Raw genomic sequence first — 13036 nt, forward strand, 5'->3', positions numbered from 1 at the left:
CTTCCTGTCGGATCGGTTCGGGACGGTCGGGTTCAGCCGACCAGGATGCGGGAGACGTAGCGGGCCACCGCGCGGACCGCCGCCATCGTCGTCGGGTAGTCCATCCGGGTGGGCCCGAGGACGCCGAGACGGGCCACGTGCGATCCGGCGTCCCCTGCCGCGACGCCGTACCCGCTCGACACCACGGACGTCGTGACGAGCCCCTCGTAGAGGTTCTCGTGCCCGATTCGCACGGAGACCCCGCTGGCCGGGTCGTCGGCCATCTCCGAGAGCAGCCGGAGCAGCACGACCTGTTCCTCGATGGCCTCCAGCACGGGCCCGATCGCGGCGAAGTCGATGCCGGCGCGGGCCAGGTTCGCCGCGCCGGCCATCACCATGCGGTCCTCGCGCTGCTGGCGCAGTGCCCCCTGCAGGGCGGCGACGACCCGGCGGGCCGGTTCGCGGACCTCCGGTCGCACGGACTCGGCGAGGGGCTCCAGCCGAGTGACGGCGTCCTGCAAGGGGTGACCGGCCGCCGCCTCGTTGAGCCGGGCACGCAGCTGGCCCACCAGCTCCTCGGAGAGGTCGGCGTCGACCTCGACCGTGCGCTGCTCGACCCGGCCCGTGTCGGTGATGAGGACGACGAGCACGCGTCCGGCTCCGACCGGGACGAGCTCGACGTGCCGGACCCGCGAGCGCGTCAGTGACGGGTACTGGACGACGGCGACCTGGTGGGTCAGCTGAGCGAGCAGCCGGACGGTGCGCTCCAGCACGTCGTCGAGGTCCACGGCGTCCTGCAGCAGCGTGGTGATGGCCCGGCGCTCGGCCGGGGACAACGGCTTGACCTCCGAGAGCCGGTCGACGAAGAGCCGGTAGCCCTTGTCCGTCGGCACCCGGCCGGCGCTGGTGTGCGGCTGGGCGATGAGCCCCTCCTCCTCCAGCACCGCCATGTCGTTGCGGATGGTGGCCGGGGACACCCCGAGGTTGTGGCGGTCCACGAGGGCCTTGGAGCCGACCGGCTCGTGGGTGTCGACGTAGTCCTCGACGATCGCGCGCAGCACGGCCAGCCGGCGTTCGTCGCTCATCGGCACACCTCCTCGCAGTGCGGCCCGTGCGCAGGCGTACTGGCACTCCCGCTTGGTGAGTGCCAAGTCTACGTCCCGGGACGCCGCGCCGCCGAACGCGCCGGGTGCTGGGCGAGCCGGCCGGGCGGCGAGTGGCGGTCCGCGGCCGTGTCAGGCACGCGGTCGTCGCGCGCCGGCGCTAACGTCGCCCGCCGTGAGCGACCGCTACGGGCCCGACGTCCTGGCCACGGACTGGCGCCGCCCCCGGCGGGGGCGAAGCACGGACGCGGTCGCCGAACCCGGTCTCGTCGTCGAGGACGTCGAGACCGGCTGGTGCGGCGCCGTCGTCCGGGTCGAGAAGGCCGGCGGGGTGCACGTCGTCCAGCTCGAGGACCGCCACGGGCGTACCCGCGCCTTCCCGCTCGGGCCCGGCTTTCTGCTCGATGGTTCTCCCGTCCGGCTCGTGGCCCCCCGCAGACCCGCGGCTGCCCGGACCCCGGCCCGGACGGCGAGCGGCTCGGTGGCCGTGCCCGCAGCCCGGGCCCGGGTGGCCCGAGGGTCGCGGCTGTGGGTCGAGGGCCAGCACGACGCCGAGCTCGTCGAACGGGTCTGGGGTGACGACCTGCGGGTCGAGGGCGTCGTCGTCGAGCCGCTGTACGGCGTCGACGACCTGCCCAGCGCCGTCGAGGAGTTCGCGCCCGGGCCGGGGCGCCGCCTCGGGATCCTGCTCGACCACCTGGTGGCCGGCAGCAAGGAGGCGAGGATCGCCGAGCAGGCGCTGCGCGGCGGCCGGTACGCCGACCACGTCCTCGTCGTCGGGCACCCGTACGTCGACGTGTGGCAGGCCGTGCGACCACAGCGGATCGGTGTCGACGCCTGGCCGACCGTGCCCCGTGGGCGGCCGTGGAAGGAGGGGGTGCTGGAGGCCCTGGGCTGGCCGGCGGACGGACCGGCCGACGTGGCCGCCGGCTGGCGGCGGATCCTGGGTTCGGTGCGGTCCTACGCCGACCTCGAACCGGACCTGCTCGGGCGGGTCGAGGAGCTCATCGACTTCGTCACCGCCGACCCCGGCTGAGGTGCCGGACGCCCAGACCGGCGCGGCCCGGGAGCGACGGACGGCTGGAGGGCCTACGGTGAGCGCGTGATCTCGCGGTGGGAACGCAACTGGGCAGTTGCCGCCCACTTGACGAGCTTCGTCGCCGCCTACGTCGCCCTGGGCTTTCTCGGGCCCCTCGTCGTGCTGCTCGTCCAGGGCGACAAGTCCCCCTACGTCCGGTCGCACGCCGTGGAGGCGCTGAACTTCAACCTGACCTGGCTCATCTACATCCTGGTGTCTGCGCTCCTCGTCGTCGTCCTGGTGGGGATCGCCCTGCTCGCCGTCGTCGGGATCGCGTACGCCGTCCTGGTCGTCCTCGCCGCCGTCGCAGCCGCCGACGGGCGCACCTACCGGTATCCGCTGACGATCCGCTTCATCAGCTGACCAGCCACTAGGGTGACCACGAGGCAGCGGACGCCGCCTCGGTACCCGACAGGGGGGTCAGATGTCCCAGCACCCGACCGGTCCCGACCAGCCCGAGCAGCCGCCCCAGCGCCCCGACCAGCCACAGCAGCCACCGCCCTACGGCCAGCAGCCACCGCCCTACGGCCAGCAGCCACCGCCCTACGGCCAGCAGCCACCGCCCTACGGCCAGCAGCCACCACCGTACGGCCAGCAGCCCGGCGGCTACCAGGCGTACCCGGGCGCCGGCGCCCCACCGGCCGGTGGCTACACCAACGAGCTGAGCCCCGCCGACCAGCGGATGTGGTCGATGCTCGCCCACCTCGGCGCGATCCTCTTCAGCTTTCTCGCGCCGCTCGTCGTCTACCTCGTCATGAAGGACCGCGGCCCGTTCGTGCGTGAGCAGTCCCGCGAGGCGCTCAACTTCAACATCACCCTGGTCATCGGCTACGTCGTCGGCGCCGTCCTCACCACGGTGTTCGTCGGCGGCCTGGTGATGTTCGCACTCGGCGTGCTGAACATCGTGTTCCCGATCCTCGCCGCGATCGCGGTGAACAAGGGCGAGAACTACCGCTACCCGTTCGCCTGGCGCATCGTCACCTGACCGGTCACTCGACCGTCACCAGCCGAGCAGGTCGCGGACGACGGCGTCCGCCAGCAGCCGCCCGCGCCGGGTCAGCACCACCCGGCCGCGGGCGGCTGCCTGCCGGTCCAGCAGCCCCCGGGCGGCGAGGTCCCCGAACCGCTCCCGGCCCGCCGCCGGAACGGCGTCGGCCTCCAGGCCGTCGGCCAGCCGGACGGCGAGCATCACCCGCTCGACGTCGCGGGCCTCGTCGTCCAGCACCTCCCGGCCCTGCGCCGGGCTGCGGCCCTCGGCCAGCCGCGCCGCCCAGGCCGCGGGGTGCCGGGCGTTCCACCACCGGACGCCGCCGACGTGGCTGTGGGCTCCGGGCCCGGCGCCCCACCAGTCGTCCCCGCGCCAGTAGGACAGGTTGTGCCGGCACACGCGGTCGGCACCGCGAGCCCAGTTGCTCACCTCGTACCACCGGTAGCCGGCAGCCTCGAGGGCCGCGTCGGCGACCTCGTACTTCGCCGCCAGGTCGTCGTCGTCCGGCGCCGCCAGCTCACCTCGGCGCACCTGGGCCGCCATCCGCGTCCCCGGTTCGACCACCAGGGCGTAGGCGGAGACGTGGTCGGGCTCGCAGGCCAGCGCGGCGTCCACGCTGCGCCGCCAGTCCTGCAGGGACTCCCCCGGCGTCCCGTAGATGAGGTCGAGGCTCACCTGCAGGCCCGCCTCACGCGCCCAGCGGACGACGTCCGGCACCCGCTCCGGCCGGTGAGTGCGGTCCAGGGTCGCCAGGACGTGCGGGACGGCGGACTGCATCCCCAGGGAGACCCGGGTGAAACCGGCCGCGGCGAGCGCGTCGAGGTACCTCGCGTCGACCGAGTCGGGGTTGGCCTCGGTGGTGACCTCCGCCCCCGGCGCGAGCCCGAGGTGGCGTCGGACACCGTCGAGGACGCCGGCGAGGTCGGCCGCCGGCAGCAGCGTGGGCGTGCCGCCACCGAGAAACACGGTGGAGACGTCGCGGTGCGGGACGCCGGACGCCTCGAGCACCCGGGCGGCCACGGCGAGCTCGTCGACGAGCGCCTGCGCGTAGCCGGCGCGGCCGGCGCCGGGCAGGGAGGAGGGGCCGAGCTCCTCGGCGGTGTAGGTGTTGAAGTCGCAGTAGCCGCAGCGCACCCGGCAGAACGGCACGTGCGCGTACAGGCCCAGCGCCCTGCGCTCGGCGCCGGCCGCAGCGGACGCCGGCAGCAGCCCGTCGTCGGGGGCGGGGTCGCCGTCCGGCGGCGTCGAGGGACTCACCGCCCCAGTGTCGTTGCTACCGTCCGCGCGGTGAGCGCCGACCCCGAGGTGCGGCTGGACGTCGTCACCGCCGAGGACGAGGAACTCCGCCTCGCCGTGCTCGCGCTGCGCCCCAGACCCGAGCAGGAGGTGTTCTCCGCCACCGCGGCCCGGACCCTCCCGGAGGCCCTCGCCGACCCGGCGCGCACGCCCTTCGTCGTCCGGCGGGACGGCGCCCCGGTCGGGTTCGGCGTGCTGGACCGGGAGGGCTACCTCGACGAGCTCGTCGACGCCCCGGAGCGGGCGGTGCTGCTGCGCGGGTTCTACCTGGCCGCCGAGCACCAGGGCCGTGGCCTGGGGACCCGGGCCGCCGCCCTCGTACCGGGGCTGGCCGGTGCGCTCCACCCGGACGCCGACCTCGTCGTCCTCACCGTGAACACCGCCAACCCGGCCGCGGTGACCGCCTACCTGCGCGCGGGCTTCCGGGACACCGGCGTCACCTACCTCGGCGGGGACGCCGGGCCGCAGCACGTCCTCGTCGCACCGGTCCCGCGCGGCGGCTGACTGACCTGCGGGCTACCGCCGGGCCCTGTCCCGAGGCTTGTCCCTGGGCCTGTCCTTGGCCTTGTCCTTGGCCTTGTCGCTGTCGGCGTCGGAGGACAGCGCGGCGATGAACGCCTCCTGCGGGACCTCGACCCGCCCGACCATCTTCATCCGCTTCTTGCCCTCCTTCTGCTTCTCGAGCAGCTTGCGCTTACGGGTGATGTCTCCCCCGTAGCACTTGGCGAGGACGTCCTTGCGGATGGCCCGGATGGTCTCGCGGGCGATGACCCGTGAGCCGATGGCGGCCTGGATGGGCACCTCGAACTGCTGGCGCGGGATGAGCTCGCGCAGCTTGCCCACCATCATGACGCCGTAGGCGTAGGCCTTGTCCCGGTGCACGATGGCGCTGAACGCGTCGACCTGCTCGCCCTGCAGCAGGATGTCCACCTTGACCAGGTCGGCGGTCTGCTCGCCGTCCGGCTCGTAGTCCAGGGACGCGTAGCCGCGGGTGCGCGACTTCAGCTGGTCGAAGAAGTCGAAGACGATCTCGGCGAGCGGCAGGGTGTACCGCATCTCGACCCGGTCCTCGGACAGGTAGTCCATCCCTCGCAGGGACCCGCGCCGCTGCTGGCACAGCTCCATCACCGCGCCGATGTACTCGCTGGGGGCGAGAATCGTCGCGCGCACCACCGGCTCGCGCACCTCGGCGACCTTGCCGGCCGGGAACTCGCTGGGGTTCGTCACCTCGACCTCGGAGCCGTCCTCCATCGTCACGTGGTAGACGACGTTGGGAGCCGTGGAGATGAGGTCGAGGTCGAACTCGCGCTCGAGCCGTTCCCGGACGATCTCCAGGTGCAGCAGGCCGAGGAAGCCGCAGCGGAACCCGAACCCGAGCGCCGCGGAGGTCTCCGGCTCGTAGACGAGGGCGGCGTCGTTGAGCTTGAGCTTGTCCAGGGCGTCGCGCAGCAGCGGGTAGTCCGAGCCGTCGATCGGGTACAGGCCCGAGAACACCATCGGCCGGGGTTCGCGGTACCCGGCCAACGGCGTGGACGCCGGCCTGGCGGCGTCGGTCACCGTGTCGCCGACCTTGGACTGGCGGACGTCCTTGACCCCGGTGATGAGGTAGCCGACCTCGCCGACCCCGAGTCCCTGGGACGGCGTGGGCTCCGGGGAGATCACGCCGATCTCGAGCAGCTCGTGGTGAGCCCGGGTCGACATCATCGCGATCCGCTGGCGCGCAGACAGGTGGCCGTCGATGACCCGTACGTAGGTGACGACACCGCGGTAGCTGTCGTAGACCGAGTCGAAGATCATCGCCCGGGCCGGCGCGTCGGCGTCCCCCACCGGGGCGGGGACCCGGCGCACGATGTGGTCGAGCAGCGCCTCGACCCCCTCGCCGGTCTTACCGGACACCTTCAGGACGTCGCCCGGGTCGCAGCCGATGAGCCCTGCGAGCTCGTCGGCGTACTTCTCCGGCTGCGCGGCCGGCAGGTCGATCTTGTTGAGCACCGGGATGATCTCGAGGTCGTTCTCCATCGCCAGGTACAGGTTGGCCAGCGTCTGCGCCTCGATCCCCTGGGCGGCGTCCACGAGCAGGACGGCGCCCTCGCACGCCGCCAGGGAGCGGCTCACCTCGTAGGTGAAGTCGACGTGGCCAGGGGTGTCGATCATGTTGAGCGCGTGCGCGGTGCCGTCGAGCTCCCACGGCATCCGCACCGCCTGGCTCTTGATCGTGATACCGCGCTCGCGCTCGATGTCCATCCGGTCGAGGTACTGCTCACGCATGAGGCGGGCCTCGACGACGCCGGTGATCTGCAGCATCCGGTCCGCGAGGGTCGACTTGCCGTGGTCGATGTGGGCGATGATGCAGAAGTTACGGATCTGCTCCGGCGCGGTGGCGGCGGGCTCGATCGTGCGCCTCGTGGCGGGGCTGGCCATCGGGGACACGCGGGGCACCTTCCAGGACGACGTCGGGGCAGAGGCCATCGTCCCACGCCACCCCCCTACCCAGGGTTCGCGCCCGCCGTGGCTGCGATCCCGGCGGTTTCGAGGCTCATTCACCGCCACTGGGTGCGCGAACCTGACGGGGAGGCAGGTGGCTGGTAGCCTAAGACGTCGCGTGCGCGCCCAGGTCGTGCGCGCACGTCGTACGGACCGCCACCGGTGACCCCACCACCGTCAGTCAGGTCCGCGCGGCTCACACCGAGCACCGCCCTCACCGACCTGTCCGAACGCAGAGAAAGTCCACTCGTGGCGAACATCAAGTCCCAGATCAAGCGCAACCGCACGAACGAACGTCGCCGGCTGCGTAACAAGGCCGTGAAGTCGGAGCTGAAGACCCTCGTGCGCGCCTTCCGTGAGGCCGCCGACGCCGGTGACCAGGACAAGGCCGCCGAGGCCCTGCGGGTCGCTAGCCGTAAGCTCGACAAGGCTGCCAGCAAGGGCGTCATCCACAAGAACCAGGCCGCGAACCGCAAGTCGGCGCTGGCCAAGGCGGCCAGCCGGATCTGACCCGCTCGCGAGACGTCCACACGGCGTCCCGCGACGTCCCCGGCACGTCCGTCCAACGGCCTGCCGGCGTGACGGCGTCGCCCCGCCCGGGGCGGGGCCGTCCGTCGTCTACCAGGAGCCGGTCGTCTACCAGCAGCCGGCTGCCGGCCACCCGGCGACGGTGCCTCAGCCGCGGGCGGCGGCGACCGCGATGACGGCCTTCTCCGCCGCGTAGACCGGGTCCCGGCCACCGCCCTTGACGGCGACGTCGGCGTCGGCGAGCGCGTGCAGGGCGGCGGCGAGGCCCTGCGGGGTCCAGCCGCGCAGGTCCCGGCGCGCCCGCTCCACCTGCCAGGGCGCCATGCCCAGCTGCTTCGCGAGGTCGGCCGGCCGACCCGGTCCGGCCGAGCCCACCTTCACCAGCGTTCGCACCTTGGCCGCCAGGGCGGCGAGCACCGGGATCGGGTCCGTGCCGGCGTCAAGTGCCTGACGCAGGAGCAGCAGCGCGTGCTCACGCTGGCCGGCGACCACCACGTCGGCGACCTTGAAGCCGGTGACCTCCGCGCGCCCGCCGTGGTACCGGTCGACGTCGGCGACCTCGATGGCCCGGGTGGGCGGGACGTCGGCAAGGAGCTGTGCGCAGCTGGCCGCCAGCTCGCGCAGGTCGCTGCCGACGGCGTCCACGAGAGCCCGCACCGCTTGGGAGTCGAACCGGCGGCCGGCGAGCCGCAGCTCGGTGGCAGCGAAGTCCACCCGGTCGGAGGCCTTGAGCGGGGCGCAGTCGACGACCAGCGCCTGCGGGGTGGCCCGCACCGCCTCGAGGAGCTTGCGTCCCCGCTGCCCGCCGGCGTGGCGCAGCAGCAGCACGACGTCGTCCTGCAGGTGGTCGAGGTAGGCGACGGCGTCCTCGAGGAAGGCATCGGAGGCCTGCTCGACGCCCACCACGCGGACCAGGCGTGGCTCGCCGAAGAGGGAGGGGCTCGTCCAGGTGGCGAGCTGGTCCTTCTCGTAGAGGGCGGCGTCGACGTCGACCACCTCGAGGTCGGGCTGGTCGCGGCGGGCGAGCTCGCGGACCTGGTCCAGCGCCCGCTCGGCGAGGAACTCCTCGGTCCCGGTGACGAGGACGACCGGCGCGGGAGCGACCTCCCGCCAGCCGACCGTCGTGGCCGCGCCACCGGTCGTCCGTCGTCCTGCCACGGCGCCAGCCTGCCACGGCCGGCGGACGGCACGGCACCAGCCCGGCCGACTGTCCACAGCCGTCCCTCGGTGCTACCGACCGCGACGTCCCCGGACTCGTCGGTGCGCAGGACCAGTGCCCCCGTGGACCGGTACAGGTCCAGTGCCCGCTGCGTGGGGTGCCCGTAGTCGTTGCCGGCCCCGGCGCTGACCAGCGCGACCCGCGGCGAGAGCGCCCGGGCGAGGTCGTCGTCCTGGGCCGCGGACCCGTGGTGGGGCACGGTGACGACGTCCGGCCGCGTCCCGGCGGGCAGCGCCCGGTGCAGGCCCTGCTGGGCCGCGGGCTCGACGTCACCGGTCGCCAGCACGGTCCGGTCCTGGACGTCGAGCAGGACGACGAGGGACGCGTCGTTGACCCGCGACCCGTCCGACGACCCCTCCCCGGAAGACCCCTCCCCGGACGCCGCGTCACCGGGTGCCGCGTCACCGGGCGGCCCGGCGGGCCACAGCACCCGCCACCGCACCTGCCCGGCGGTGCCGGCCATCCCGGCGCCGCCGGGCACCGCCGGCACCCCGTGGTTGCCGAGAACGCGCTGCACCTGGCGGACGCCGTCGGCCGGCTCGGCCAGCGGACTGGTGACGACCTGGCCGACGGACCGCCCGTCCAGCGCGCCGGCCAGGCCGGCCACGTGGTCGGCGTGGAAGTGGCTCAGGACGACGAGGTCGAGCGAGTCCACGCCCAGGTCCTCGAGGCAGCGGTCGACGGCCGCGGGGTCGGGCCCTGCGTCGACGAGCACGGCCGACGACGGGCCGCTGCGGGTGACCAGGGCGCTGCCCTGGCCGACGTCGCAGGCCACGGTCAGCCATCCCGGCGGCGGCCAGGCGGGGCCTCGCAGCCCACGCAGGGCCCCGGGCAGGACGACGAGCGGGACGGCGACGAGGACGCCGACGAGGACGCCGGCGAGCGCACCTGCCAGGCCACCGACGAGCAGCGGCCGGGGCAGCCGCAGCACGGCGGCGGCCAGCAGCAGCCCGGCGACGGTGACGACGGCCAGCAGGACCGCCCCTGTGACCCCCGCGGGCCACGGCAGCGTGGCTCCCGGCAGACCGGCGGCGGCACGGGCGACACCGCCGATCCACCCGGTGGCGACACCGGCGACGCGCGCGACCAGCTCGGCGGCCTGCGGGGACAGCGGGGCGAGCACCGTCGCCAGGACGCCGAGCACCGTGGCCGGGGCGACCGCCGGGGCGACGAGCAGGTTGGCCGGGACCGACAGCAGCGGCACGTGCGGGGTGAGCAGGACGACGACCGGTCCGCACACGGCCTGCGCCGACGCCGGGACGGCGACGGCGTGGGCCGCGACGGAGGGCAGGACCCGGCTGAGGGCTGCGGCCATCGGCCGGGCGAGCAGCAGCAGCGCACCGGTGGCCAGCACCGACAGCGCGAAGCCGAAGGAGCGGGACAGCCACGGGTCGATGACGCACAGGGCGACGACGGCGCCGGACAGCAGCGGCACGCCCCGCCCACGCCGGGCGGCGGCCAGCCCGGCGAGCCCGACGGCACCCATGACCGCGGCCCGCAGGACGCTGGGCTCTGGGCCGGCCAGGGCGACGAAGCCGGCGAGCGCGCCGCCGGCGAGGGCCAGTCGCAGCCGGCGTCCGGCTCCGGCCGCCGCGGCAGCGAGCAGGACCGCACCGCTGACGATGGTCGTGTTCGCCCCGGACACGGCGGTCAGGTGCGACAGCCCGGTGGCCCGCATGTCCTCCTCGAGGTCGGGCGGCAGGGTGCTCGTGTCCCCGACGACGAGACCGGGCAGCAGTCCTCCGGCGTCCGGAGGCAGCGGCGCCGCCGCGCGGCGCAACCCCTCGCGCAGTGACTCCGCCGCGCGGGCCCAGGTCGGCGCGGCGCTCACCACCTGGGGTCCGGTGGCGGCCAGGAGCAGGGCCACGACGTCGTCGCCAGGGTCGGCGGGGGCGAGCCGACCGGTTGCGCGCACCGTCTCGTGCGGCCTCGGCGACGCCCACGCGGCCGGGCCGATGACGAGCACGGGACTGCGACCGGCGGACCGCTGCCCGCGCCCGTCGACCGCGGTCACCAGCAGCCGGACCACGTACCGGGGCGGGTCGTCCGGCCGGGCAGGGTCGGCCCGGACCGGGCGGGGCGCCTCCAGGACGAGCCCGTCGACCGAGACCGCCGCCCGCTGCTCCACCAGCGCGGGCAGCGGCCCGGCGGTCCGGACGGCGCCGTGGACCAGGACGGAGGAGAGGACGACGACGACCGCGGCGCCGGCGACCAGCCACCCGCCGGCGCCGCGGGCACGCCACCAGCGGGCGATGACCGCGACGGCGAGACCAGTCCCGCAGGCGGCGAGCAGCACCGGACCGGGGCGGGCACCGACCGCCCAGCCTGCGGCCGCCCACGCGGACGCCGCGGCCGGCAGCAGGCGCAGGTCCGGCCCGGCGGCACTGGTCACACCCGCACGAGCGGTCGGAGCCGCTCAAGGAGCGTCGGCCCGATACCGGGCACCTCGAGGAGCTCCTCCACCCGGCTGAACCGGCCGTGCTCGGCCCGCCAGTCCAGGATGCGTCCGCTGAGCACCGGCCCGACGCCGGGCAGGGTGTCGAGCTGCTCGGCGGTGGCCGTGTTGAGGTCGACCGGCTGCTCGGCTCCACCGATGGCGCCGGACCCGCCGGGAGTACCGCCGTCCCCAGGCCCGCCGGCCGCGGCACCGGGTGCCGGCGGGGGCAGCTCCTCCCCCGGCCGGGGCACGACCACCTGCTCCCCGTCGACGACCAGACGGGCCAGGTTGACCCGGGTGACGTCGGCATCCTCGGTCAGTCCGCCGGCGGCCTCCACCGCGTCGGCCACCCGGGCCCCGGCGGGCAGGCGGACCACACCAGGTGCGCCGACCTGACCGACGACGTGGACGACGAGCAGGGCCGCGTCCTGCCCACCGGGCCCTCCGGCCGCGGCCCCCCAGGGCGGCGCCGTCCCCGCCGGGGCCGGACCTGACGGCGGCACCGTGAACGGGTCCGTCGGCGAGGGCGCGGGCGCCGCAGCATCACCCGGTACCGCAGCATCACCGGGCGCAACAGCCGGTGCCTCATCGCCCCGAGCGGGGACGGTCTGCACCTCGGGGGTGTCCCGCGGCGCCACGACCAGCGCTACGGCGACCACGACGACGACGGCGACGGCTGCGGTCACGACGGCCACCACCCCGGCGGAGCGCGGCAGCGCCCACCGGGACTCCTGCCAGGCCTGCGGCAGCCGCTCGCGGAGCCGGCCCCGCAGTCCAGCGGCCGGGCGCAGCCCGGCGACCGGGTCGTCGCGTCCGGGAGCTGAGGCGACATGCGGCGAGGCGACGTCGTCGTCCCCCCACCCAGCGCTGCGCCTGCCGCGGCGCGGCGGCCCGGCCGGCGGCAGGACACGCACTGCCTCCCGGGAGCCGGCGGCCAGGCGGGCAAGGGGTTCGCGGTCGGCTGGGTGCACGCCGCCGAGGGTGCGACGAGGCGGGGACGTCCTGCCCTGCCGGCGAGCCGGGCCTGTGGAGACCGCCGCCGATCAGCCGCCTGTGCAGGACAGGTCGGGGGTGGCGGGCACGACCACGGCGCCCACCATGCCCGGACCGACGTGGGCCCCGATGACCGGTCCGATCTCGCTGCACACCAGCTCGGGGCCCGGGCCGAGCCGGGCCCGCAGCCGCTCGACGAGGGCGTCGGCCCGCTGCGCCGAGTCCAGGTGGTGCACCGCCACCCGGGCGTCGTGCCCGGCGGCTGCCACGGTGAGGTCCTCGAGCCGGGCCAGGGCCCGGGTGGCCGTCCGGACCTTCTCCAGCGGGACGATGCGTCCGTCCTCGAGGGTGAGCAGCGGCTTGACGGCGAGCGCCGAGCCGATGAGGGCCTGCGCGGCGGTGATCCGCCCGCCCCGGCGCAGGTGCTCGAGGGTGTCGACGTAGAAGTACACCCGGACCCCGGCGGTGAGCCGGCGGACGGCGTCCGCGACCTGGGCGCCGTCCAGGCCGCGCTCGGCGAGCTCGGCGGCGGACACGGCCAGGTAACCGAGCGCCATCCCCAGCGCTCGGGAGTCGACGACGTGGACCGGCACCGGCGCGTCACGGGCGGCGAGCCCGGCGGCCTCGTAGGTGCCGGACACCGCCGCGGACAGGTGCACCGACACGATCTCGGTGGCCCCCTGGTGGGCGAGCCGCTCGTACGCGGCCAGCAGCCGCGCCGGCGAGGGCCGCGACGTGGTGACCGGCCGGCGCCGGCGCAGCGCCTCGGCGACGTCGGTGCCGCCGAGGTCTCCCTCGTCGTAGGAGCGGCCGTCGACGACGACCTGCAGCGGCACGCTGGTCAGGCGGTGCCGGTCCAGGATCTCCTGCGGGAGGTAGGCGGTCGAGTCGGTGAGGACCCGCACCGCGTTCGCCATGCCGGGGAGGGTAC

12 protein-coding genes are annotated in these 13036 nt (G+C 75.1%); 5 read left to right on the top strand and 7 right to left on the bottom strand.

The features are described 5' to 3' along the window. Window positions 1–32: 32 nt before the first annotated feature. On the bottom strand, window positions 33–1064 hold the full coding sequence (hrcA, locus tag HJG43_09435; GenBank protein UER54726.1) for a heat-inducible transcriptional repressor HrcA: 1032 nt from the start codon (window positions 1062–1064) through the stop codon (window positions 33–35). 193 nt (window positions 1065–1257) lie between these two features. Between hrcA and HJG43_09440 the strand changes: the two genes are divergently transcribed. From HJG43_09440 to HJG43_09450, 3 genes are all read left to right on the top strand, one after another. Continuing rightward, the gene (locus tag HJG43_09440; protein UER54727.1) at window positions 1258–2118 is read left to right on the top strand and encodes a DUF3097 domain-containing protein; all 861 of its coding nucleotides are present in this window, start codon (window positions 1258–1260) and stop codon (window positions 2116–2118) included. A gap of 69 nt (window positions 2119–2187) precedes the next feature. Then, window positions 2188–2523 carry a DUF4870 domain-containing protein gene (locus HJG43_09445; GenBank protein ID UER55863.1) on the top strand — a complete coding sequence of 112 codons (336 nt, stop codon included), beginning with the start codon at window positions 2188–2190 and terminating at the stop codon, window positions 2521–2523. A 61-nt stretch (window positions 2524–2584) separates the two neighbouring features. Further along, the gene (locus tag HJG43_09450) at window positions 2585–3145 is read left to right on the top strand and encodes a DUF4870 domain-containing protein (GenBank protein ID UER54728.1); all 561 of its coding nucleotides are present in this window, start codon (window positions 2585–2587) and stop codon (window positions 3143–3145) included. A gap of 15 nt (window positions 3146–3160) precedes the next feature. On the opposite strand, the gene HJG43_09455 is transcribed toward HJG43_09450, so the two are convergent. After that, complete coding sequence (locus HJG43_09455; GenBank protein ID UER54729.1) at window positions 3161–4405, bottom strand: coproporphyrinogen III oxidase; 1245 nt, start codon at window positions 4403–4405, stop codon at window positions 3161–3163. Window positions 4406–4435: 30 nt separating this feature from the next. On the opposite strand from HJG43_09455, the gene HJG43_09460 reads away from it, so the two are divergent. Next, window positions 4436–4948 carry a GNAT family N-acetyltransferase gene (locus HJG43_09460; protein UER54730.1) on the top strand — a complete coding sequence of 171 codons (513 nt, stop codon included), beginning with the start codon at window positions 4436–4438 and terminating at the stop codon, window positions 4946–4948. Window positions 4949–4960: 12 nt separating this feature from the next. Here the strand turns inward: HJG43_09460 and lepA are convergent, their stop codons facing one another. Continuing rightward, window positions 4961–6865, bottom strand: coding sequence for an elongation factor 4 (gene lepA, locus HJG43_09465; GenBank protein UER55864.1), 1905 nt, complete (start codon window positions 6863–6865; stop codon window positions 4961–4963). A 312-nt stretch (window positions 6866–7177) separates the two neighbouring features. Here lepA and rpsT point away from each other — a divergent pair, with 312 nt between their 5' ends. After that, complete coding sequence (rpsT, locus tag HJG43_09470) at window positions 7178–7438, top strand: 30S ribosomal protein S20 (protein UER54731.1); 261 nt, start codon at window positions 7178–7180, stop codon at window positions 7436–7438. 165 nt (window positions 7439–7603) lie between these two features. Here rpsT and HJG43_09475 read toward each other — a convergent pair whose 3' ends face one another. The 4 genes from HJG43_09475 to HJG43_09490 all read right to left on the bottom strand — a co-directional run bounded on the left by HJG43_09475 (window position 7604) and on the right by HJG43_09490 (window position 13022). Next, the gene (locus tag HJG43_09475; protein ID UER53201.1) at window positions 7604–7837 is read right to left on the bottom strand and encodes a hypothetical protein; all 234 of its coding nucleotides are present in this window, start codon (window positions 7835–7837) and stop codon (window positions 7604–7606) included. After that, on the bottom strand, window positions 7834–11067 hold the full coding sequence (locus tag HJG43_09480) for an MBL fold metallo-hydrolase (GenBank protein ID UER54732.1): 3234 nt from the start codon (window positions 11065–11067) through the stop codon (window positions 7834–7836). Before HJG43_09480 ends, HJG43_09475 begins: the two co-directional genes overlap by 4 nt. Beyond that, complete coding sequence (locus HJG43_09485; GenBank protein ID UER55865.1) at window positions 11064–11903, bottom strand: ComEA family DNA-binding protein; 840 nt, start codon at window positions 11901–11903, stop codon at window positions 11064–11066. The genes HJG43_09480 and HJG43_09485 overlap by 4 nt, the downstream gene beginning before the upstream one ends. Window positions 11904–12155: 252 nt before the next feature. Further along, entirely contained in the window at window positions 12156–13022 is an 867-nt protein-coding gene (locus HJG43_09490; protein ID UER54733.1) for a DegV family protein, read from the bottom strand. Between the last annotated feature and the right edge of the window lie 14 nt (window positions 13023–13036).

Source organism: Kineosporiaceae bacterium SCSIO 59966 (assembly GCA_020881835.1).
GTDB lineage: Bacteria > Actinomycetota > Actinomycetes > Actinomycetales > SCSIO-59966 > SCSIO-59966.

What these genes read in the sequence shown, in the direction of transcription:
- hrcA (UER54726.1), bottom strand. Translation starts at nt 1,064, where the DNA reads ATGAGCGACGAACGCCGGCTGGCCGTGCTGCGCGCGATCGTCGAGGAC.
- HJG43_09450 (UER54728.1), top strand. Translation starts at nt 2,585, where the DNA reads ATGTCCCAGCACCCGACCGGTCCCGACCAGCCCGAGCAGCCGCCCCAG.
- lepA (UER55864.1), bottom strand. Translation starts at nt 6,865, where the DNA reads ATGGCCAGCCCCGCCACGAGGCGCACGATCGAGCCCGCCGCCACCGCG.
- HJG43_09490 (UER54733.1), bottom strand. Translation starts at nt 13,022, where the DNA reads ATGGCGAACGCGGTGCGGGTCCTCACCGACTCGACCGCCTACCTCCCG.